The 19,806-nt window shown below is 69.1% G+C and carries 26 protein-coding genes; 17 read left to right on the forward strand and 9 right to left on the reverse strand.

All coding sequences use genetic code 11. From position 1 onward, the window contains the following. The first annotated feature begins 232 nt into the window (after positions 1-232). From A5678_RS23110 to rplO, 12 genes are all read left to right on the forward strand, one after another. The gene (locus tag A5678_RS23110; RefSeq protein WP_068047445.1) at positions 233-523 is read left to right on the forward strand and encodes a hypothetical protein; all 291 of its coding nucleotides are present in this window, start codon (positions 233-235) and stop codon (positions 521-523) included. A gap of 58 nt (positions 524-581) precedes the next feature. Beyond that, positions 582-1,118 (forward strand): DinB family protein, encoded by a 537-nt coding sequence (locus tag A5678_RS23115; RefSeq protein WP_068047730.1) that lies wholly within the window; start codon positions 582-584, stop codon positions 1,116-1,118. Positions 1,119-1,329: 211 nt separating this feature from the next. Continuing rightward, entirely contained in the window at positions 1,330-1,698 is a 369-nt protein-coding gene (gene rplN / locus A5678_RS23120; RefSeq protein WP_003403649.1) for a 50S ribosomal protein L14, read from the forward strand. After that, complete coding sequence (gene rplX / locus A5678_RS23125; RefSeq protein ID WP_066945894.1) at positions 1,699-2,016, forward strand: 50S ribosomal protein L24; 318 nt, start codon at positions 1,699-1,701, stop codon at positions 2,014-2,016. It begins immediately after the preceding gene. Position 2,017: 1 nt separating this feature from the next. After that, entirely contained in the window at positions 2,018-2,581 is a 564-nt protein-coding gene (rplE, locus tag A5678_RS23130; RefSeq protein WP_068047448.1) for a 50S ribosomal protein L5, read from the forward strand. A gap of 4 nt (positions 2,582-2,585) precedes the next feature. Then, positions 2,586-2,771, forward strand: coding sequence for a type Z 30S ribosomal protein S14 (locus tag A5678_RS23135; RefSeq protein ID WP_007167851.1), 186 nt, complete (start codon positions 2,586-2,588; stop codon positions 2,769-2,771). 84 nt (positions 2,772-2,855) lie between these two features. Beyond that, positions 2,856-3,254 (forward strand): 30S ribosomal protein S8, encoded by a 399-nt coding sequence (rpsH, locus tag A5678_RS23140; RefSeq protein ID WP_068047451.1) that lies wholly within the window; start codon positions 2,856-2,858, stop codon positions 3,252-3,254. A gap of 21 nt (positions 3,255-3,275) precedes the next feature. Next, on the forward strand, positions 3,276-3,815 hold the full coding sequence (gene rplF / locus A5678_RS23145; RefSeq protein ID WP_068047454.1) for a 50S ribosomal protein L6: 540 nt from the start codon (positions 3,276-3,278) through the stop codon (positions 3,813-3,815). Between the two features lie 41 nt (positions 3,816-3,856). After that, positions 3,857-4,225: a 50S ribosomal protein L18 gene (gene rplR, locus A5678_RS23150; RefSeq protein WP_197502236.1), complete on the forward strand. Its 369-nt coding sequence runs from the start codon at positions 3,857-3,859 to the stop codon at positions 4,223-4,225. A 38-nt stretch (positions 4,226-4,263) separates the two neighbouring features. Next, positions 4,264-4,938 carry a 30S ribosomal protein S5 gene (rpsE, locus tag A5678_RS23155; RefSeq protein WP_066945871.1) on the forward strand — a complete coding sequence of 225 codons (675 nt, stop codon included), beginning with the start codon at positions 4,264-4,266 and terminating at the stop codon, positions 4,936-4,938. After that, the gene (gene rpmD, locus A5678_RS23160; protein ID WP_068047460.1) at positions 4,935-5,150 is read left to right on the forward strand and encodes a 50S ribosomal protein L30; all 216 of its coding nucleotides are present in this window, start codon (positions 4,935-4,937) and stop codon (positions 5,148-5,150) included. Before rpsE ends, rpmD begins: the two co-directional genes overlap by 4 nt. Continuing rightward, positions 5,147-5,587 (forward strand): 50S ribosomal protein L15, encoded by a 441-nt coding sequence (gene rplO, locus A5678_RS23165; RefSeq protein WP_068047463.1) that lies wholly within the window; start codon positions 5,147-5,149, stop codon positions 5,585-5,587. Before rpmD ends, rplO begins: the two co-directional genes overlap by 4 nt. Here rplO and A5678_RS23170 read toward each other — a convergent pair whose 3' ends face one another. Continuing rightward, entirely contained in the window at positions 5,588-6,514 is a 927-nt protein-coding gene (locus A5678_RS23170) for an LLM class flavin-dependent oxidoreductase (protein WP_068047466.1), read from the reverse strand. A gap of 39 nt (positions 6,515-6,553) precedes the next feature. On the opposite strand from A5678_RS23170, the gene sppA reads away from it, so the two are divergent. Further along, entirely contained in the window at positions 6,554-8,326 is a 1,773-nt protein-coding gene (sppA, locus tag A5678_RS23175) for a signal peptide peptidase SppA (RefSeq protein ID WP_068047469.1), read from the forward strand. Between the two features lie 4 nt (positions 8,327-8,330). Here the strand turns inward: sppA and A5678_RS23180 are convergent, their stop codons facing one another. Genes A5678_RS23180 through A5678_RS23190 form a run of 3 tightly spaced genes read right to left on the reverse strand, consistent with a single transcriptional unit; the run spans position 8,331 to position 11,112 of the window. After that, a complete protein-coding gene (locus tag A5678_RS23180; RefSeq protein WP_068047471.1) occupies positions 8,331-9,245 on the reverse strand; it encodes a class I SAM-dependent methyltransferase in 915 nt (304 codons plus the stop codon). A 21-nt stretch (positions 9,246-9,266) separates the two neighbouring features. After that, complete coding sequence (locus A5678_RS23185) at positions 9,267-10,175, reverse strand: class I SAM-dependent methyltransferase (RefSeq protein WP_068047474.1); 909 nt, start codon at positions 10,173-10,175, stop codon at positions 9,267-9,269. After that, positions 10,168-11,112, reverse strand: coding sequence for a class I SAM-dependent methyltransferase (locus A5678_RS23190; RefSeq protein ID WP_068047477.1), 945 nt, complete (start codon positions 11,110-11,112; stop codon positions 10,168-10,170). The genes A5678_RS23185 and A5678_RS23190 overlap by 8 nt, the downstream gene beginning before the upstream one ends. 96 nt (positions 11,113-11,208) lie before the next feature. On the opposite strand from A5678_RS23190, the gene A5678_RS23195 reads away from it, so the two are divergent. After that, positions 11,209-11,982, forward strand: coding sequence for an SDR family oxidoreductase (locus A5678_RS23195; protein WP_068047480.1), 774 nt, complete (start codon positions 11,209-11,211; stop codon positions 11,980-11,982). Next, positions 11,979-13,232 (forward strand): zinc-binding dehydrogenase, encoded by a 1,254-nt coding sequence (locus tag A5678_RS23200; protein WP_068047484.1) that lies wholly within the window; start codon positions 11,979-11,981, stop codon positions 13,230-13,232. Before A5678_RS23195 ends, A5678_RS23200 begins: the two co-directional genes overlap by 4 nt. Here the strand turns inward: A5678_RS23200 and A5678_RS23205 are convergent. After that, a complete protein-coding gene (locus A5678_RS23205) occupies positions 13,208-13,855 on the reverse strand; it encodes a class I SAM-dependent methyltransferase (protein WP_068047487.1) in 648 nt (215 codons plus the stop codon). The two genes, A5678_RS23200 and A5678_RS23205, sit on opposite strands and share 25 nt — an antisense overlap. A gap of 65 nt (positions 13,856-13,920) precedes the next feature. Between A5678_RS23205 and A5678_RS23210 the strand changes: the two genes are divergently transcribed. Beyond that, positions 13,921-14,775: an AraC family transcriptional regulator gene (locus tag A5678_RS23210; protein ID WP_068047490.1), complete on the forward strand. Its 855-nt coding sequence runs from the start codon at positions 13,921-13,923 to the stop codon at positions 14,773-14,775. A gap of 10 nt (positions 14,776-14,785) precedes the next feature. On the opposite strand, the gene A5678_RS23215 is transcribed toward A5678_RS23210, so the two are convergent. From A5678_RS23215 to A5678_RS23230, 4 genes are read right to left on the reverse strand one after another with little or no spacing between them, the layout of a single operon-like run. Then, positions 14,786-15,820 carry a dihydrodipicolinate reductase gene (locus A5678_RS23215; RefSeq protein WP_068047493.1) on the reverse strand — a complete coding sequence of 345 codons (1,035 nt, stop codon included), beginning with the start codon at positions 15,818-15,820 and terminating at the stop codon, positions 14,786-14,788. Between the two features lie 24 nt (positions 15,821-15,844). Then, on the reverse strand, positions 15,845-16,762 hold the full coding sequence (locus A5678_RS23220; protein ID WP_068047496.1) for an MBL fold metallo-hydrolase: 918 nt from the start codon (positions 16,760-16,762) through the stop codon (positions 15,845-15,847). After that, positions 16,762-17,424 (reverse strand): L-fuculose-phosphate aldolase, encoded by a 663-nt coding sequence (locus tag A5678_RS23225; RefSeq protein ID WP_156747052.1) that lies wholly within the window; start codon positions 17,422-17,424, stop codon positions 16,762-16,764. Before A5678_RS23225 ends, A5678_RS23220 begins: the two co-directional genes overlap by 1 nt. Further along, complete coding sequence (locus A5678_RS23230; protein ID WP_068047736.1) at positions 17,421-18,410, reverse strand: NAD(P)-dependent oxidoreductase; 990 nt, start codon at positions 18,408-18,410, stop codon at positions 17,421-17,423. The genes A5678_RS23225 and A5678_RS23230 overlap by 4 nt, the downstream gene beginning before the upstream one ends. A 30-nt stretch (positions 18,411-18,440) precedes the next feature. On the opposite strand from A5678_RS23230, the gene A5678_RS23235 reads away from it, so the two are divergent. Then, positions 18,441-19,799: an FGGY-family carbohydrate kinase gene (locus A5678_RS23235; protein WP_068047739.1), complete on the forward strand. Its 1,359-nt coding sequence runs from the start codon at positions 18,441-18,443 to the stop codon at positions 19,797-19,799. The last annotated feature ends 7 nt before the right edge of the window (positions 19,800-19,806 follow it).

Below are 19,806 nucleotides of genomic sequence, written 5' to 3' on the forward strand. Positions count from 1 at the left end.
CGATGACGATCCGCCACCATTCTGACGAGCCATCATCGGTCTTACCTGGAGGCGACGGCGAATAGACGCCACTCGCCGGGCGCGCCCTTAAGCTTTGAGAGCCGCGCTCCTCGAACTCCAGTCCTGACCCAGCCGAAGAAGAGGTGCATTCGGGACCTCAAAGGCAGCCAACGCCGCTCGCCTAAGCGGTAGCGTCATTGGTTGTCGGCTGGGTTGGTGACGGGAGGCAAGCATGAAGCGCGGCATCGTCGGAGGCTTGGCCGGCCTGCTACTGGCCGCAGAGCTGATCGCCTTCGCGGCGCCGGCCAGCGCCGGCTGCCAGTACGGAGGAAACGTTCTCAGCAAGTGCGACGGACCGGTCCAGCCCGACGGCACCTGGCAACGTTGCGTGGCGGTTCCCCGCTTGATTCCCAACGGCGCCAGTTCCTACTTGGTGCCCGACGGGCACTGCGAGTCGATGGGTCCCGACCAGCACCCTGCGGATCCCGCCTTCGCCGACCCGCCGATGCACATCGACGGCTGAGCCGGCAATCCTTCGCGGCGGCGCAGAGCTGCGGCCGACCTAGGTGAAGGATTTGGACATGCCCGCGCCCCTGCCCCCGCTGGCCGCCGAAGACCACGTCTGCGCTGCCTGTGGGATGAGTTACTCGGACACTCGGACCGAGGACGCGATCGGCGTCATCGCCGGCCTGCCGGACGCCGTTCGGAAGGCGCTCTCCGCGATCCCGCCCGGGGCGCGGCGGTCACGGCCCGGTCCCGACGTGTGGTCGGTCGCCGAATACCTCTGCCATCTGCGCGACGTCTACGTCTCCTTCACCATCCGGCTGTACCGCGTGCGCACCGAGCACCAGCCCTCCCTGGAGCCGATGTTCAACGATCTGCGGGCCCGCCGCTTCCGGTACAACGATTGCGACATCGACGCCACGCTCGACGAACTGGGGGCAGCCGTGGCGGGCTTTCGCGACGAGGTCGCGCGCGTCAAAGACCACGACTGGGACCGCATCGCGACCCGGCTGCCGGGCGAGCGGCGCACCGCCCGCTGGTTCGTGCGCCAGGCGATGCACGAAGGCGTGCACCACCTCCGTGATATCCGGAGAATCGGCGAAACGGCTCCGTGAACCTGCCCCTAAGCCGCCCTTAAGCCGCCTGGGCCGTGAATTTGGCTCTGAGCTGGTCTTCCCCTAGACTCTAGGGGTTGCCTTGGGCAGACCTCGGCCGGTGCGAATCGGCCCCGCGTGCCCTTCGGTGACAAAGACCGCGCATGTCAGGTTATTCGGTGGGCTGTGGCTTGCCTCCTGCCGTGCACACGCAACCAGGTCAGGAGATCGAGTGATTCAGCAGGAATCGCGGCTGAAGGTCGCCGACAACACCGGCGCCAAGGAGATCTTGTGCATCCGGGTGCTCGGCGGTTCGTCGCGACGCTACGCCGGCATCGGGGACGTCATCGTCGCCACCGTCAAGGACGCCATTCCCGGCGGCAACGTCAAGCGCGGGGATGTTGTCAAGGCCGTCGTGGTACGCACGGTCAAGGAGCGCCGCCGCCCGGACGGCAGCTACATCAAGTTCGACGAGAATGCCGCGGTGATCATCAAGCCCGACAACGACCCGCGCGGCACGCGCATCTTCGGCCCCGTCGGCCGCGAGCTGCGTGAGAAGCGGTTCATGAAGATCATTTCGCTGGCCCCGGAGGTGTTGTAGATGAAAATCAAGAAGGACGACACCGTCCTGGTCATCGCCGGCAAGGACAAGGGCGCCAAAGGCAAGGTGCTCAAGGTTTACCCCGAGCGCAACCGGGTCCTGGTCCAGGGCGTCAACTCGATCAAGAAGCACACCGCGGTTTCGAGCAACCAGCGCGGAGCCCAGTCGGGTGGAATCGTCACCCAGGAGGCGCCGATCGATGCCTCCAACGTCATGGTGGTCGACTCGGACGGTAAGCCCACCCGCGTCGGCTACCGGGTCGACGAGGAGACCGGCAAGCGGGTTCGTATCTCCAAGCGCAACGGCAAGGACATCTAGCGTGACCACAACAGAGAAGGTTCAGCCGCGCCTGAAAGAGCGCTACCGCAGCGAGATTCGTGATTCGCTGCAGCAGCAGTTCGGCTACGCGAACGTCATGCAGATCCCGACCGTAACGAAGGTCGTCGTCAACATGGGCGTCGGCGATGCGGCGCGGGACGCGAAGCTGATCAACGGCGCGGTCAACGACCTTGCGCTGATCACCGGGCAGAAGCCCGAGATCCGCAGGGCGCGCAAGTCCATCGCGCAGTTCAAGCTGCGCGAGGGCATGCCGATCGGCGCCCGCGTCACCCTGCGCGGAGACCGGATGTGGGAGTTCCTCGACCGCCTCACCTCGATCGCGCTGCCCCGTATCCGTGACTTCCGCGGGCTTTCGCCCAAGCAGTTCGACGGTGTCGGCAACTACACGTTCGGGCTGGCCGAGCAGTCGGTGTTCCACGAGATCGACGTGGACAAGATCGACCGGGTCCGCGGAATGGACATCAACGTCGTCACCTCGGCGACGACCGACGACGAAGGACGAGCGCTGTTGCGGGCCCTCGGCTTTCCCTTCAAGGAGAACTGAGTAGATGGCGAAGAAGGCACTGGTCAACAAGGCCGCACGCAAGCCGAAGTTCGCGGTGCGCGGCTACACGCGCTGCAACAGGTGCGGCCGCCCGCGCGCGGTCTTCCGCAAATTCGGCCTGTGCAGGATCTGCCTGCGCGAGATGGCGCATGCGGGCGAGCTGCCCGGCGTGCAAAAGAGCAGCTGGTAAGAACCAGGACCCCAAGACCAACCCAGAACAGGCGCGCGACAGGCCCGGACCGGGAACCACCGCGAGGAAGGTACCAACGCTGTCATGACGATGACGGACCCGATCGCAGACTTCTTGACACGTCTGCGCAACGCCAATTCGGCGTATCACGACGAGGTGACGTTGCCGCACTCCAAGATCAAGGCCAACATCGCCCAGATCCTCAAGAGCGAGGGTTACATCAGCGATTACCGGACCGAAGACGCTCGGGTGGGCAAGTCGCTGGTCGTCCAGCTCAAGTACGGACCCAGCCGGGAGCGCAGCATCGCCGGTCTGCGGCGAGTGTCCAAGCCCGGTCTGCGGGTGTACGCGAAATCGACCAACCTGCCGCGCGTGCTCGGCGGCCTGGGCGTGGCGATCATCTCGACCTCCTCGGGCCTGCTGACCGACCGTCAGGCAGCCAGACAGGGCGTGGGCGGCGAAGTCCTCGCGTACGTGTGGTAGCGGGAGAGGCAGCAATAGATTATGTCGCGCATTGGTAAGCAGCCGGTTCCGGTTCCCGCCGGAGTCGACGTAACGATCGAGGGCCAGAACGTCTCGGTGAAGGGGCCCAAGGGCAGCCTGAATTTGACGGTCGCCGAACCGATTACGGTGGCCCGCAACGACGACGGCGCCATCGTGGTCACCCGTCCCAACGACGAGCGGCGCAACCGCTCGCTGCACGGGCTGTCGCGCACCCTGGTGTCCAACCTGGTCACCGGCGTGACCGAGGGCTACACCACCAAGATGGAGATCTTCGGGGTCGGTTACCGCGTCCAGCTCAAGGGCGCCAACCTCGAGTTCGCGCTGGGCTACAGCCATCCGGTCGTCATCGAGGCGCCCGAGGGCATCACGTTCGCGGTCCAATCCCCGACGAAGTTCTCGATCACCGGCATCGACAAGCAAAAGGTCGGCCAGATCTCGGCGAACATCCGCCGCCTGCGCCGTCCCGACCCGTACAAGGGCAAGGGCGTGCGCTACGAGGGCGAGCAGATCCGCCGCAAGGTCGGAAAGACAGGTAAGTAGTCATGGCGCAAAAGCAAGCTGACACCGTCGCGCGAAAGCCGGTGGGGCAGAACGTATCCGAAACTCGTCGGGTCTCGCGGTTGCGTAGGCACGCCCGGCTTCGCAAGAAGATTGCGGGCACCCCGGAGCGTCCGCGGCTCGTCGTCAATCGATCCGCGCGGCACATCCACGTGCAGCTGGTCAACGACGAGAACGGCACCACGGTGGCCGCCGCGTCGTCCATCGAGGACGACGTGCGCGGCCTGCAGGGTGACAAGAAGGCCCGCAGCGTGCGGGTCGGCCAGTTGATCGCCGAGCGCGCCAAGGCCGCCGGTGTCGACACCGTGGTGTTCGACCGCGGCGGGTACACCTACGCGGGACGGATCGCGGCGCTGGCCGATGCCGCCCGCGAGAACGGATTGAGTTTCTAGATGATCGAGACCTCGAACAAGACCGGAAGGACCGCATAATGGCGGAACAGTCGGCCGGCGGGCAGGGCGCCCCAGACAGCCGTGACTCGCGCGGTGACCGCGACAGCCGCGGCCGGCGCGATGGCGGCGGTCGTGGTGGCCGCGACCGCGACGGCGACAAGAGCAACTACCTGGAGCGGGTCGTCGCCATCAACCGCGTCTCCAAGGTGGTCAAGGGTGGTCGGCGCTTCAGCTTCACCGCATTGGTCATCGTGGGCGACGGCAACGGCATGGTCGGCGTCGGCTACGGCAAGGCCAAGGAAGTCCCGGCCGCCATCGCCAAGGGCGTGGAGGAGGCGCGCAAGGGCTTCTTCCGGGTGCCGCTGATCGGCGGCACCATCACGCACCCGGTGCAGGGCGAAGCCGCCGCCGGCGTGGTGCTGCTGCGCCCGGCCAGTCCGGGTACCGGTGTGATCGCCGGCGGCGCGGCGCGTGCGGTGCTGGAATGCGCTGGGGTGCGCGACATCCTGGCCAAGTCGTTGGGCAGCGACAACGCGATCAACGTGGTCCACGCCACCGTCACCGCGCTCAAGCTGCTGCAGCGTCCCGAGGAGGTGGCCGCCCGGCGCGGACTGCCCATCGAGGACGTCGCCCCGGCTGGAATGCTCAAGGCGCGACGGGAAAGTGAAGCGCTGGCCGCCAGTGCCGCGCGTGAGGGAACGGCACCGCAATGAGCCAACTGAAGATCACCCAGGTGCGCAGCACCATCGGGGCCCGCTGGAAGCAGCGGGAGAGCCTGCGCACCCTGGGCCTGCGACGGATCCGCCACTCGGTGATCCGTGAGGACAACGCAGCGACCCGCGGCCTGATCGCGGTGGTCAACCACCTCGTCGAGGTGGAGCCGGCCGAGGCGCAAGCCGCAGGGACCGGAGGGAAGAAGAAATGACGATCAAGCTGCACGACCTGAAGCCCGCGCCCGGGTCGAAGACCGCCCGCACCCGCGTCGGTCGCGGCGAGGGTTCGAAGGGCAAGACGGCCGGTCGCGGTACGAAGGGCACCAAGGCCCGCAAGAACGTGCCGGCCACCTTCGAGGGCGGGCAGATGCCGATTCACATGCGGCTGCCCAAGCTCAAGGGCTTCCGCAACCGGTTCCGCACCGAGTACGAGATCGTCAACGTCGGCGACCTCAACCGGCTGTTCCCCAAGGGCGGTTCCATCGGTATCGACGAGCTGGTGGCCAAGGGCGCGGTTCGCAAGAACTCGTTGGTCAAGGTCCTCGGCGACGGCAAGCTGACTGTCAAGGTCGATGTGTCCGCGCACAAGTTCAGCGGCAGCGCTCGCGAGAAGATCACCGCCGCGGGCGGCTCGGCGACCGAGCTGTAATCAGCCTAGCCGCGGAATGACTTCCGCGGCAAGGCGTTCCATTTGCTCGCGGTTCTCTGACACGTCGACGCCGACGGGATTGAGCAGTAGGTATTCGGCCCCGGCGTCGATCACCGCGCGCAGCCCGCGTGCCACGTCGTCGGGCGTGCCCGACACCGGAACGTCTTCCACGCCGGGCATCTTCCCGTAGATCCGCCGCAGCCCCGCGAGCACGCGCTCACGTGCCCGCGCCGCATCATCGTCGACCATCAGGTAGACGCGTTTGCCGATGGTGAAATGCGCTGGGTCCTTTTGCTGTTCGTCGAGTTCACGACGCACCACGGTCACGGCACCGGCGAAGGCCTGGGTGGTCGACGAACCGGCGCCCATGAACGAGTCGCCGTGGCGCACCGCCCTGGCCAGGGCCTTCGGGACCAGGCCGCCGAACCAGATGGGCGGGTGCGGCCGCTGCACCGGCTTGGGCGCAATCGGCACGTCGTCGACGTCGCGGAACCGGCCATGGAACGTCACCCGGGGCTCGTCGGACCAGGCGGCCTTCATCAGCTTCAGGCCCTCGGTGAAATACGAGATGTACGTTGCCTTTTCGACGCCGAACGCCGCGAACCTGCGAAAGCCGCCGCCCGTCCCGACGCCGACGTCCAGGCGGCCATGGCTGAGCCGGTCGACAGCGGTGACGGAAGAGGCCAGCTGCAGCGGATCGTGCAGCGACGTCACCAGCACGGCGACCCCCAGGCGCATCCGCTCGGTGCAGGCCGCGCAGTAGGCCAGCAGTTCGAGCGGCGCCAGCAGCGGTGCGTCCCCGATGATCTGCTCGAGCACCCAACCCCCCTCGAACCCCAGCTCCTCGGCGCGGAGTAGGTAAGCACGCAGTCCTTCGGCGTCGAACCGGTCGTAGTCGAATTGGGGGATGGCGACGGAGAGCCTCACCCCACCACCGTACGGCTGCGGTGTCGGTACGCTGCAAACATGTTCGCCTTCCTGCCCTCTATGCCCGGGATCGACGACGTCCGCGCGCTGGCCGACCGCGTCGACACCGCCCGTCACCACGGCGTGCCCAACGGCTGTGTCCTCGAGCTCGACCTGCGTAGCGCGCCGCCGGAGGCGGCGGGATTCGATCCGCTCGCGATCTTCACCGGCGGTAGGCCGATGGCGCTGCGCGACGCCGTCGCCGCCATCCACCGTGCCGCCGACGACCCGCGGGTGGCCGGACTGATCGCCCGGGTGCAACTTGCGGCATCCCCGCCGGCGGCGGTGCAGGAGCTGCGCGAGGCCATCGTGGCGTTCACCGCCGCCAAGCCGTCGCTGGCGTGGGCCGAAACCTATCCTGGCACGCTGTCCTACTACCTGGCCTCGGCGTTCGGCGAGGTCTGGATGCAGCCGTCGGGAAGCGTCGGGCTGATCGGCTTCGCGAGCAACGCCACCTTCCTGCGCGACGCGTTCGACAAGGCCGGGATCGAACCCCAATTCGTCGCGCGCGGCCAATACAAGTCGGCGGCAAACCGTTTCACCGAGCACGGCTTCACGACGGCCCATCGCGAGGCCGTCACCCGGATGCTGGAAAGCCTGCAGCAGCAGGCGTGGCAGGCAATCGCCGAATCGCGCAAGCTCGACGCCGGCGCGCTCGACGCGGTGGCCGACCGCGCCCCGCTGTTGCGCGACGACGCCGTGGCCGCCGGCCTGCTCGACCGGATCGGGTTCCGCGACGAAGCCTACGCCCGGATAGCGGAACTGGTTGGAGTCAAAGATGTCTCCGACGACACCGCCCCACCGCGGCTGTATTTGGCGCGTTACGCCGGTGCGGCCCGCTCCCGGCTGGCCCCACCCAAGCCGCCGGTTCCCGGCCGCCGGCCGAAGCCGACGCTGGCCGTCATCACCGTCGACGGCATGATCGTCGACGGACGCGGCGGTCCGCAGTTCCTGCCGCTGGGCGCCGCCACCGCCGGCGGCGACACCATCGGGGCGGCGCTGCGGGAGGCCGGCGCCGACGACTCGGTGTCCGCGATCGTGCTGCGGGTGAACAGCCCCGGCGGCACGATCACCGCGTCGGAAAGCATCTGGCGCGAGGTGACCAGGGTCCGCAAGCGCGGCAAGCCGGTGGTGGCGTCCATGGGCGCGGTCGCCGCCTCCGGCGGTTACTACGTCTCGATGGGGGCCGACGCGATCGTCGCCAACCCGGCGACGGTCACGGGTTCGATCGGTGTGATCACCGGCAAGCTGGTGATCCGCGATCTCTTGGAGCGGTTGGGGGTCGGGTCGGATACCGTGCGCACCAACGCCAATGCCGACGCCTGGTCGATCGACGCGCCGTTCACGCCCGAGCAGCAGGCACATCGGGAAGCCGAGGCGGACCTGTTCTACGCGGACTTCGTGCAGCGGGTCGCCGAAGCCCGCAATCTGACGGCCGAGGCTGTCGATCGTGTTGCGCAGGGAAGGATTTGGACCGGCGCCGACGCCCTGGACCGCGGCTTGGTCGACGAACTCGGCGGGTTCCGTACCGCGGTGCGCCGGGCCAAGGTCCTGGCCGACCTGGACGAGGACAGCGATGTCCGCATCGTCAACTATCCAGGCTCCTCGCTGCTGGACATGGTGCGGCCCCGGGCCTCGTCGCAACCCGCCGCGGCGTCGCTGCCGGACGCGCTGGCCGCCCTGCTGGGCCGCACGGTCACCGGCATCCTGGGCAACGTCGAGCAGACGCTGAGCGGCGCCAGCGTGCTGTGGCCGGGCCCGTCGCGGTTCTAGAAAGCTAGCCGGTGAGACCGCCGCTGATGAAGATGATCTCGCCGAGCGGATCGTCGTTTTCCGGGGCGGGCGCGTCGATGCCCTGGCGCCGGAACAGTTCCGTTCGGGTCGTGCCTTCGACGTTCCAGCGCTTGGACCGCAGATAGTCCACGACGTGGTTGCGTTCGCCGGCGTAGACCAGCCCCGCCATGTCGATGTCCACGCCGTGGTCGCGGAAGGAACCGGACATTTCCCGCACTCTGTCCGCGTTGAAATCGATGATGCCGGGCACGAATTCGGTGGCGATCGTGCTTCCAGGCGCGCTGAGCGTGGTGATGTTGTCGAACAACCTGTCCTGGGCTTCCGGCGGCAGGTAGATCAGCAGGCCCTCGGCCAGCCACGCGGTCGGCGCCGTCGTATCGAACCCGGCCGCTTTCAGGGCGGTCGGCCAGTCGGCACGCAGGTCGATCGGCACGGTGCGCCTCGTGGCGGCCGGCTCCGCGCCGATGCCTGCCAACGTGCCGGTCTTGAACTCGATCACGCGGGGCTGGTCGATCTCGTAGACCACCGTGCCGTCCGGCCACGGCAACCGGTAGGCGCGCGAGTCCAGCCCGGACGCGAGGATCACCACCTGCCGGATTCCGCCGCCGGTGGCGTCGATGAGGTAGTCGTCGAAGTACTTGGTGCGCACGGCCATTCCGTCGACCATCGCCTGCATGCGCACCTGCGACGCGTTCTCGATCGCCTCGAGGTCCAGCTCCCCGTCCATCATCTTGGTGAAGAAGTCCACCCCGACCGCGCGCACCAGCGGCTCGGCGAACGGGTCGTGGATCAGGCCGCGGGAATCCTTCGTCGCCATGGCGCGCCCGGCGGCCACCATGGTCGCGGTCGCGCCCACACTGGACGCCAGATCCCACTCGTCGTCGTGAGCGCGTGACATAAGAAGACCCTAGCCAACCCGCTACGCCAGCGTCGCGGCGACGTAGCTCAACTCGCCGAACGTGGCCGACATCTCGTCCTCGGGGAATTCAAACCCGTTCTGCGCGTACAGCTCACGAGCCGGGTGGGCGGTCACCCGCCAGCCGTGGGTTCTCAGGTAGTCGACGACGACGCTGCGTTCGCCCTGGTAGAACAGGTCGGCCGCGTTGAGGTTGAAGCCGAAGCGCTGCCACCGTTCGCTGATGCGCTGCAACCGCTCGTCGGAGAACGCGTTGGGATCGGGCAGGTGTTCGGTGGCCACCCGGCTGCCGGGCGCGCTGAGCGCGGTGATGTTGTCGAACAACCTGTCCTGCGCTTCGGGCGGCAGATAGGGCAGCAGCCCTTCCGCGCTCCACGCCGTCGGCTGCGTCACGTCGAACCCGCCGTCCCGCAACGCCGCCGGCCAGTCGTCCCGCAGGTCGATGGCGATCGCGCGGCGCTCGGCCGTCGGCTCGGCGCCGAGGCCGGCCAGCGTGTCGGTCTTGAACGCGATGACCTGTGGCTGGTCGATCTCGTAGACCAGGGTCCCCGCCGGCCACCGCAACCGGTAGGCGCGGGTATCCAGCCCGGCCGCCAGGATCACCGCCTGCCGCACACCGTCTTCGGATGCGGCGGTGAAGAAGTCGTCGAAAAACCGGGTGCGAACCGTGATCTGCTCGGCCCGGGCCTTGCGATTGAACAGCGGGCCGTCCTCGAAATCGACCTGTCCGTCGACGATGCGGATGAAGGGCTCCAGGCCGACGGCGCGGACCAGCGGGGCGGCCAGCGGGTCGTCGAGTAACGCATCGGGTCCCTGCGACGCCACCGCGCGGGATGCGGCGACCAGGGTGGCCGTCGCTCCCACGCTGGACCCGGGTCCCCAGCTGTCACCTTGCGTGCGTCCCTCACTCATAGGTGCCACTTACATAGAGCACCTCGCCCATGCGGACGTCGTCGTCCTCGAGTGGCGGAAGCCCGTTGGCGGAGAACAACTCCCGAATGCTGACGCCGTTCAGCGACCAACCGCGCTCGCCGAGGTAGGGGGCGGCCTCGTTGCGGTCCCCGAAGTAGACGAGCCCCGCCATGTCCAGGTCGAAACCGTGCGCACGCCAGCGTTCGGAGATGTGCTGCATGCGCTCCTTCAGCTTGTCCTCGTCGCCGGGCTCGGGGTTGGGCGCGCTCTCGACGGCCAGCCGGCTGCCCGGCGCGCTGAGCTCGGTGATGGTGTCCAGCAGGCGGTCCTGCGCTGCCGGGGGCAGGTAGCCCAGCAGACCCTCGGCGCTCCACGCGGTCGGTTGGGCCGGGTCGAATCCGGCGGCCCGCAACGCGGCGGGCCAGTTGTCGCGCAGGTCGACGGCCACCACGCGCCGCTCGGCGGTGGGTGCCGCGCCCAGGTCGGCCAGCGTGCGCGACTTGAAGTCGATCACCTGCGGCTGGTCTACCTCGTAGACGACGGTCCCGGCGGGCCACGTCAGCCGGTAGGCGCGGGCATCCAGACCCGAGGCCAGGATCACCGCCTGCTCGATGCCGGCACGCGTCGCGTCCAGGAAGAACTCGTCGAAGAATTTCGTGCGCACCGCCATGTTGTCGGCCATCCGGGACATCGCGCCGGCGGACCCGGTCGCGCCGTCGTGCGCGTCGTTGAGCTCGTCCGGGTTCACCTCGCCGGTCGCCAGCCGGGTGAGCAGGTCCACGCCGACGGCCCGCACCAACGGCTCGGCAAACGGGTCGTTGATCAGCGGACGGTCGGCGCGGGTGGCCACCGCGCGGGCGGCGGCGACCATCGTCGCGGTCACCCCGACGCTGGACGCCAGGTCCCAGGTGTCGCCCTCATACCTGGTTGAAGTCATATTCGCCCCTGTTCAGGAATAGTCCATCTAATATTTAGCTTATTTAACAAGCCTCCACCACTGTACGCTTCCCGTGATTCGCGGCAACCTTGACGGATGGCTGATCGGGTGCTCATCACGGGTGCGTCGTCAGGACTGGGGGCGGCCCTGGCGCGAAAGCTGGCCGCGCGGCACGCAGTGGTGGGGCTCGTCGCGCGCCGGCGGGACCGGCTGGAAGCGGTGCTGGCGGACTGCCGGCGGGCCTCACCGGAGTCGGCGATGTGGGTGGCCGATCTGGCCGACACCGCGGCGCTGGGCGACCTGGCCGTCCGGGCCTGGGACGCGCTCGGCGGCGTCGACGTGCTGATCAACAACGCCGCCGTGCCGAAGCGGCGGCCCGTCACCGCGCTGGCCGCGGACGAGGTCGAGGATGTCATGCGGGTGAACTTCTTCGCCCCGATGCGGCTGACGCTGGCCCTGCTGCCACGGATGCTGGCGCGCGGATCCGGCCTGATCGTCAACGTGTCGAGCGTCGGTGGCCGGCTCGGAATCATCCACGAATCCGCTTATTGCGCAAGCAAGTTCGCGCTGTGTGGGTGGAGCGAGGCGATGGCAGTGGATTTGCACGGCTCCGGTGTCTCGGTGAAGTTGATCGAACCGGGTCCGGTCGACACCGAGATCTGGGACCAGCCGGGCAGCGAGGAACCCCTGTACCAGGGGCCGAAGATGGCCGCCGACGCGGTGGCCGACGGCATCATCGCGGCGATGGACGGCGACGGCTTCGAGCACTACGTGCCCGACCTGAAAGCGGTCGTCGACGCCAAGAACGCCGACCTCGACGCGTTCATCGCCAGCGCGGCCGGCCTCAAAACCAGGGAGTCGCCGCGATGAGAGCCCTGGTGTACGGCGTGCCGCCGGAGCCGTTCGAGGTCGCCGAGGGCGCCAACACGCTGACGGCGAACCTGGCGCGGACCCCGACGGCCCTGCGGCGGGTGCCGGAACCGCGCCTGCCGCACGATGATTGGGTGCTGACCCGGCCGCGGCTGACCGGCATCTGCGGCTCGGATTCCAAGCAGATCTTGATGGACCTCGGCGAGGGCGACGCGGACAACGCCATGTCGTCCTTCTGCTCCTTCCCGCAGGTGATGGGTCACGAGGTGGTGGCCGACGTGGTGGCGCTGGGGCCGAAGGCCCGCGGGCTAGAGGTGGGGCAGCGGGTGGTGCTCAACCCGTGGTTGTCCTGCGGACCCCGCCGCATCGAACCGCCTTGTCCCGCATGCGAGGCCGGTGACTTCAGTCTCTGCTGGAGCTTCACCGACGGGGACATCAAGCCGGGCATCCACACCGGGGTGTCCGCCGACGTGACGGGCGGTTACGCCGAGTTGATGCCCGCGCACGACAGCATGCTGTTCGGTGTCCCGGATTCGATCCCGGACGAGGCGGCGGTGTTCGCCGATCCGTTTTCGGTGTCCCTGCACGCGATCACCCGCCACCCGCCGCCGCGCTCCGGCCGCGCCCTGGTGTACGGGGCCGGCTCGCTGGGGTTGTGCGCGGTCGCGATCGTGCGGGCGCTCTACCCGGACGTGGCCGTCGCGGTGGTGGCGCGCTTCTCGGCCCAGGCAGAGCTGGCCCGGCGGTTCGGAGCCGCCGAGGTGCTGGCGCACGAACCGCGAGGGGCCGTCATCGAAGAATTGGTCGCCTGGGGCGGTGGCCGGCTGCGGAAGCCGCTGCTGGGCCTGCCGATGGCGCACCCGGGCGCGGTCGACGTGGTCTACGACACCGTGGGCAAACCCGAGACGTTCGAGGTGGGGGTGCGGGTGCTGCGCTCCCGGGGCACGCTGGTGCAGGCCGGCGTTCACGCGCCCGGGCGCTGGGAGTGGAGTCCCCTGTATTTCAAGGAGATCGCCCTGGTGGGCTCCAACGCCTTCGGCGTCGAAGAGGTCGACGGGCAGCGCAAGCATGCCATCGCCCACTACCTGGACCTGGCGGCCGCCGGCCGGGTCGACCTGCGTCCGATGCTCACCCACACGTTCTCGCTCGAGCAGTGGCGCGACGCGTTCCTGGCGATCGCCAACCAGGGCGAAAGTGGAGCGGTGAAGGTCGCTATCGACCAGCGTCAGGCAGGGCGGGTCGCGCGGTAGTAGTTGACTCGCCCGAGGACGCGGTGCGGCTCCGATGCGACTTCGGCGCAGTCGAATCCCGCCGCATTCAGCAGTCGAGGGATCGCGTCGCCCAGGTTGGCGGCCGCGTGGGGGTTGCGCCTGACCAGCCGCGCCAGCAGACCGTGGTCGGTGGTCTGCTCACCGCCGATGTCGACGAGGTGCAGCCTGCCGCCGGGCCGCAGTACGCGGAAGACCTCTTGAGCCGCAGCGGTTTTCGCCTGTTCGTCGATATGATGCAGCATCATCGACGACAGCACCCGGTCGAATTCGCGGTCGGCGTAGGGCAGCCGCTCCGCGTAGCCGTGCTCGAAACGGACATCGCTTCCCTTTCGCCGCGCCCGGTCGAGCGCCCGCGGGTCGGGGTCGCATCCGACCGCCTCCAGGTGGGGATAGTCGCGCTTGGCCCGAAGGATGAGATTCCCTGTGCCGCAGCCGATCTCCAACACGCGTCGGCACTCGGCCAGGTCGGCCTGAGCGATGAGAGCCTGGTGGACACGTTTGATGCCCAGCAGGCGTGAGATCAAGTCGTAGCAGGGTAGCAGCGCGTCGTGGCCGGCCGCGGGCAGGTAGTCATGTGGATGATGCTTCGTCACGTAGTCCATGGTGAATCGGTGGACCGCAGAATAATTGGGTGATCCTCGGCGAAAATTAGACTATTTTTGGCGACATGACGCGGCCTGCTCGGATGGTTCGGCGGCAGGCGGGGGTGCCGATCTACGAATATCGCACCGACCCGGACACGCCACCGGTGTCGGTGGTGCGTTCGGGTCCCGAGGATTTCATCGAGCGCGGTCGCCACATTCACGACTTTCCGGCCCTCTGGTACTTTCCCGCCGCCGGGCTGGTCTACGTGGCGGCCGCCGGTCGGGTGCTCGAACCCGGGCGGCTAGAGCTTCACGACGCCGGTGTGGCGGTGTTCTTCGACCCCGCGGCGCTCGGCGAGGACGCGCGATCGCCGTGGCCGGCGTGGCGGGCGCACCCACTGCTGTTCCCGTTCTTGCACGGACAGGCCGGCGGGATCCTGCGCCTGGATGTCCCCGCGGATCGCCGGCCGGCGTGGGATGCCGCGATCCGTTCGATCGAAGCGGAACTGGACACGAGGCAGGACGGTTATCGGCAGGCGGCGCTGGCGCACCTCACCCTGTTGTTGATCGACCTGGCGCGCCTGGCCGGTCCGGTGGTCGCCGAGTTGCGGCGCAGCGGTGAACCGCTGCTGGCCGAGGTATTCGAGGTGATCGACCGTCGGCATGGCGAGCAGTTGTCGCTGCGCGACGTGGCGGGTGAACTCGGGATCACCCCCGGACACCTGACCACCGTGGTCCGGCGCCGCACCGGACGCACCGTCGGGGAGTGGATCACCGATCGCCGCATGGCCGAGGCGCGTCGGTTGCTCGCCGAAACCGCTCTTCCTATCGCGGAGGTCGCGGGGCGGGTCGGGATCGGCGACGCGGGCTACTTCAGCAGGCTGTTCAGCCGGACCCACGGTGTCTCGCCCCGCGCATGGCGCGGCCGGGCGGCCTGACTGCCGCAACTCAGACAACGGCTCCGTGGGACCCGGTGATGGGCAGGTCGATCGGGGTGATGACGCCCGGTTGCGCGTCGCAGACGAACGGGATGGCGTTGACCGCCGCGACGGCGGTGCTGTCCATCAGCACGGTCATCACGTCCTCGCCCGGCTCGCCGAACCGGATGGTCGCGTCCACGCGCGGCTGGCCTTCGATCACCACACTGAAGCCCTTGGGGTCGGTCCATCTCGGGTCGAGCGCGTCGTCGCTCATGGTCCAGCAGATGGCCAGCTCGATCACCGGGCGGCCGCCGCGATAGCCGCGATAGGTGCGGCGTTGGCCCCCGGCGGTGCCGGCGGCGTAGTCCACCCAGCCCAGATTCAGGTCTCGGGTCAGCACCGCGGGCTCGACGAACGCGTCCTTGGAGTCGAGTTGGATACCCAGCATGGTGGCGATCATGTCCAGCGTCTCGAAGTAACCGAGGCCATAACGTTGCGCCTGTGGGTCGAGGTGCGTCAGCCGCTCACGGGGTGGTTTGCCGAATCCGAGCACCTTCCACACGTCCTGCACGGGATAGGTGGTGCAGTCCAGTGTCTCAACGAGCTTGACACTGTGGACTTTCCGGCATGCGCCGGTGAGGAAGCCGGCGACGACGTTGATGAAACCCGGTTCGAATCCCGTGCCCAGGAAGGTGGCGCGGCCCTCTCGCGCGGCCGCCTCGAGCGCCGGGAGTTCGACGGGGTGATGGGTGCCGGTCAGGAAATCACCCGTCGTGACGACGTTGATGCCGGAGCGCAGCAACCTGATCACCAGGTCGTAGTCGATGGCGCGGGGCATGTAGCACACGCAATCCGGTCGAAGTTCGATCAACGCGTCGGCGTCGTTGGTCGCGACAACACCGGCCGAGGCCTGGCCCGCCAGCTCGCCGGCGTCGCGGCCCACCTTGTCCGAACCGAACGCATGGACGCCGACCACGTCGAAGTCGTCGCGCTCCAAGAGGGCGCCGAGCGCTCGCTTGCCGATGTTGCCGGTCGACCACTGGACCACTCGGTAGCGCGCCATGCCCAACCGTAACTTCGGCGATGCTCAAAGCGGCCCGAAATCCAGCCAATGGTCGACGTCGAATTGGTCCTCGACGGCCCGGATCGTCGCGCCGCCGTGGCCGGGGTAGTGCGCGGGTATCACGGCCGCTTTCCCCTGCGCGGCCTCGGTGAATATCCGGCAGCGGGTCAGCGCGGCGGCCGGCGCGTCGATGTCGAAGGCGCAGGCGTCGGCGGGTCGGCGGAGTTGCACCGGGCTGTGGGTGAGATCGCCGACGAAGACCGCCGGCTCACCCGCGTCCAGCCACAGCACCGAGGATCCCGGCGTGTGCCCGGGCGCGGGCCGCAGCCGCAGGGACGCACTGATCTGGTAATCGCCCGACCACTCGACGAGTTGGCCCGCTTCGTCAATGGGCGCGACGCTGTCGGCGAACACCAGTTGGTCGCCGCGCTGCTGGGCCGCTTCCTCTTCGTTGCGCGGCGTTTGCCTCGCCGCGGGCCCGTCGGGCGCGAAGTGACGGTAGTCGGCGGCCGGCACCATGTATCGCGCGTTGGGAAAGGTGGGCACCCAGGAGTCGTTGTCCAGCATGGTGTTCCACCCGACGTGGTCGGAGTGGATGTGGGTGTTGACCACTACGTCGACGGCGGCGCGGTCGACGCCCGCGGTGCGCAGCGCGGCCAGGAAACCGGTGTTCAAGTGGTCGAGGGGCGGCATGTGGGGACGTTGGCGGTCGTTGCCGACACCGGTGTCCACGACGACGGTCAACCCGTCGACCTGGACGACCCAGCTCTGGATCGCGATGTGCCACTGATCGGTGGTCGGGTCGAAGAAGTCCGGCACCAGCAGGTCGGCGTTGTCGCGCCAACCGGACGGCGGCGTCTGCGCGAAAAGACGTGTCGCCAGGTCGAATTGGAGTTCGGCGACTCGCGTTACGCGCGCCTGGCCGAACCGGACCGGGTGCATCAGGCGTTCGCGCGCAGGTAGCCGTACACGCTGGCGAAATTGCGGTTCACGTCCTCCGGGATCGGCACTGGGCCCCCGAGTGCCCTTGCGCCCCAGACGATTTGGGCGGTGCGCTCGACCAGGGCGGTGATGTGCAGCACCTTGTCCGGGCGCGGCCCGACGGCCACCAGGCCATGGTTGGCGATCAACGCGGCACCCCGCCCGTCGAGCGCCCTGACGGCGTTGGCGCCGACGTCGGGCGTGCCGGAGGCGGCGTAGTCGGTGCACTGGACGTCGCCGCCGCAGTACACCGCGAACTCGTCGATGCACGCCGGAATCGGTTGGTGCGCAATGGCGAACATGGTCGCCCACACCGGATGGCTGTGGATGACGCTGCCGATGTCGTCGAACGCGCGGTAGCAGGCCAGGTGCAGCTGCATCTCCGACGACGGCGAGCGGCCGTCCGCGGCGTGCAGCACGGCCCCGTCGGGGTCGACCAGGACGAGGTCGTCGAGCTGCATGTCGCGGTAGTCGACCGACGACGGCGTGATCACGATGTTGCCGTCGGAGCGCCGCGCGGAGATGTTGCCCGCGGTTCCCTCGACCAGACCGCGGCGCAGCATGTCCTTGGCCGCGTCCAGCACGGCGGTTTCGGGCTGGGCCACCGATTTCACGGACGTCATGGGCCGAGCACCTCCGGGTTGACGATGTGGGCGGGCGTGTCGCCGGCGAGCAGCGCTTCCAGGTCGTCGGCCACCATCTGCGCCTGCCGAGCCTCAGTGTTCCACGTGGCGCCCCCGATGTGGGGCGTCAGCACGACGTTGGCCATGCTGGCCAGCGGGTGGTCGGTCGGCAGCCACTCGCCGACGAAGTGGTCCAGGCCGGCGGCGGCCACCTTGCCGCCGCGCAGCGCGTCGACGAGCGCGTCCGTGTCGTGCAGCTGGGCGCGGGCGGTGTTGAGGAAGACCGCGCCGTCGCGCATGGCGGCGAACTGCGGCGCCCCGATCATGCCGACCGTGTCGTCGGTGACGGGCGCGTGCAGGGAAACGACGTCGGCCTCGGCCAGCAGCTCGTCGAGGCCGTGCTCGGCCTCGTCGTTGTACGGATCGTGGGCGATGACCCGCATTCCCAGGCCGGACAGCCGCCATCGGGTGGCGCGGCCGACGGCGCCGAGGCCCACCAGACCCGCGGTGCGCCCGGCGATTTCCCAGCCGCGAAACCGCTGATACGGGATGCTGCCGTCGCGAAAGATGTTGCCGCTACGGACATCTCCGTCGGCGGGCAACAGCCGGCGGGTGGCGGCGAGCAGCAGGGCCACCGTCATCTCGGCCACCGCGTCGGCGTTGCGGCCCGGGGTGTTCAGCACCGGGACACCCGCCGCCGTGGCCCCGGCTATGTCGACGTTGTTCGGGTCCCCGCGGGTGGACGCGATCACGCGCAGGCCCTGCCCGAACACCGGGCCGCTTACCGAGTCGCTTTCCACCACAATGACATCGGCGGCTTCGGCGGAGATGCGGTCGGCCAGTTGTTCGGCGCTGTAGATCCGCAGCGGGGTCTGCTCGAGCTCACTTATCCAAGGGTCGTACACCACGTCGGCCAGCTGCTTCAGCTTGGCGAACCCCGGCCCCCGCAGCGGGGCCGTCACCAGGGCGCGCGGTCTTGATGTCACGAACCCCAATGCTGGCGTACGGTGACGCCCGTGTCACGTGAAGTCGTCACAATCGGCATCGACATCGGCAGCACGGCGGTCAAAGCGGTCGCGGCGGACGCCGACGGCCGGGTGACGGCGCGGGCGCGCGTCCCGCACGAATTGCGGGTGCCGGCGCCCGACCGGCTCGAGCACGACGCCGGCGAGGCGTGGCGGCGCGGGCCGGTGGCCGCCCTGAAGCAGCTGAATGCCGGGCCGAACGTCCGCGCGGTGGCCGTGTCGGCGATGGTGCCGTCGCTGACAGCCGTCGACGCCGCGGGCGTGCCGATGACGCCGGGCCTGCTGTACGGCGACGAACGCGGCCGAACACCCGAACAACCGGCGCAGCCGCTGCCGGCCCTGGGCGAGGCCGCCGAGTTTTTGCGCTGGACGGCGGCGCAGGCGCCGGACGCGGCCGGCTACTGGCCGGCGCCGGCGGTGGCCAACCACGCCCTTGCGGGCGAGGCGGTGATCGACTTCGCCACCGCCGCGACCGCGTACCCGCTGTTCGACGGGACGGGCTGGAATCCAGATGCGTGCGCCGAACGCGGCGCGCGGCCGGATCAGATGCCGCGCGTGGAGAGCATGGGCGCCGCCGTGGGGCAGGTGCACGGCGGCGCCGCGCTGGGGATCGGCGCGATCGACGCGTTGTGCGAGCAGATCGTGGCCGGTGCCGACCGCGACGGCGACGTGCTGGTGCTGTGCGGCACGACATTGATCGTGTGGACCACCATCCCCGAGGCCCGGCAGGTGCCGGGCCTGTGGACCATCCCGCACACCGCCGCGGGCAAGAGTCAGATCGGCGGGGCCAGCAATGCCGGCGGGCTGTTCCTCGGCTGGGTGGACCGGGTGATCGCGCCCGGCAACCCGGCCGCGGCGCAGCCCGGGCGGGTGCCGGTGTGGTCGCCCTACATCCGCGGGGAGCGCACCCCGTTCCACGACCCGGATCGCCGGGCCGTGCTCGACGCGCTGGACCTCACCCACGACGCGGCCGCGTTGCGCCGGGCCGCCTACGAGGCGTCGGGGTTCGTGGTCCGCCAGCTCATCGAGCTGAGCGGGGCGCCGGTGGCACGCGTCGTCGCCACGGGCGGCGGCACCCGGGTCGGACCGTGGATGCAGGCCATCGCCGACGCCACCGGGCGGCCGGTGGAGGTGTCGGCGGTGCCTGAGGGGGCCGCGCTGGGCGCGGCCTTCCTCGCGCGCATGGCGGCCGGCCTGGAAACCTCGATCGCCGACGCCGCCCGTTGGGTCTCCACCGAGCGCGTCGTCGAACCCGATCCCGCGTGGGCGCTCGCGGTCGACGACCGCTACCAGCGGTTCCTGGAACTGGGAACCCGGAGATGTGGCGCGCTCCCCCCGGCGGCGTTCTAGGCTGGTG

This window comes from Mycobacterium sp. E2733 (genome assembly GCF_001667585.1).
Taxonomy (GTDB): Bacteria; Actinomycetota; Actinomycetes; order Mycobacteriales; family Mycobacteriaceae; genus Mycobacterium.

Bases quoted from the DNA above. Each gene is read 5' to 3' on its own strand.
- A5678_RS23110 (WP_068047445.1), top strand. From the start codon at position 233: ATGAAGCGCGGCATCGTCGGAGGCTTGGCCGGCCTGCTACTGGCCGCA.
- A5678_RS23115 (WP_068047730.1), top strand. From the start codon at position 582: ATGCCCGCGCCCCTGCCCCCGCTGGCCGCCGAAGACCACGTCTGCGCT.
- rplX (WP_066945894.1), top strand. From the start codon at position 1,699: ATGAAAATCAAGAAGGACGACACCGTCCTGGTCATCGCCGGCAAGGAC.
- A5678_RS23135 (WP_007167851.1), top strand. From the start codon at position 2,586: ATGGCGAAGAAGGCACTGGTCAACAAGGCCGCACGCAAGCCGAAGTTC.
- rpsH (WP_068047451.1), top strand. From the start codon at position 2,856: ATGACGATGACGGACCCGATCGCAGACTTCTTGACACGTCTGCGCAAC.
- rplF (WP_068047454.1), top strand. From the start codon at position 3,276: ATGTCGCGCATTGGTAAGCAGCCGGTTCCGGTTCCCGCCGGAGTCGAC.
- rpsE (WP_066945871.1), top strand. From the start codon at position 4,264: ATGGCGGAACAGTCGGCCGGCGGGCAGGGCGCCCCAGACAGCCGTGAC.
- rpmD (WP_068047460.1), top strand. From the start codon at position 4,935: ATGAGCCAACTGAAGATCACCCAGGTGCGCAGCACCATCGGGGCCCGC.
- rplO (WP_068047463.1), top strand. From the start codon at position 5,147: ATGACGATCAAGCTGCACGACCTGAAGCCCGCGCCCGGGTCGAAGACC.
- sppA (WP_068047469.1), top strand. From the start codon at position 6,554: ATGTTCGCCTTCCTGCCCTCTATGCCCGGGATCGACGACGTCCGCGCG.
- A5678_RS23180 (WP_068047471.1), bottom strand. From the start codon at position 9,245: ATGTCACGCGCTCACGACGACGAGTGGGATCTGGCGTCCAGTGTGGGC.
- A5678_RS23185 (WP_068047474.1), bottom strand. From the start codon at position 10,175: ATGAGTGAGGGACGCACGCAAGGTGACAGCTGGGGACCCGGGTCCAGC.
- A5678_RS23190 (WP_068047477.1), bottom strand. From the start codon at position 11,112: ATGACTTCAACCAGGTATGAGGGCGACACCTGGGACCTGGCGTCCAGC.
- A5678_RS23195 (WP_068047480.1), top strand. From the start codon at position 11,209: ATGGCTGATCGGGTGCTCATCACGGGTGCGTCGTCAGGACTGGGGGCG.
- A5678_RS23200 (WP_068047484.1), top strand. From the start codon at position 11,979: ATGAGAGCCCTGGTGTACGGCGTGCCGCCGGAGCCGTTCGAGGTCGCC.
- A5678_RS23205 (WP_068047487.1), bottom strand. From the start codon at position 13,855: ATGGACTACGTGACGAAGCATCATCCACATGACTACCTGCCCGCGGCC.
- A5678_RS23210 (WP_068047490.1), top strand. From the start codon at position 13,921: ATGACGCGGCCTGCTCGGATGGTTCGGCGGCAGGCGGGGGTGCCGATC.
- A5678_RS23215 (WP_068047493.1), bottom strand. From the start codon at position 15,820: ATGGCGCGCTACCGAGTGGTCCAGTGGTCGACCGGCAACATCGGCAAG.
- A5678_RS23220 (WP_068047496.1), bottom strand. From the start codon at position 16,762: ATGCACCCGGTCCGGTTCGGCCAGGCGCGCGTAACGCGAGTCGCCGAA.
- A5678_RS23225 (WP_156747052.1), bottom strand. From the start codon at position 17,424: ATGACGTCCGTGAAATCGGTGGCCCAGCCCGAAACCGCCGTGCTGGAC.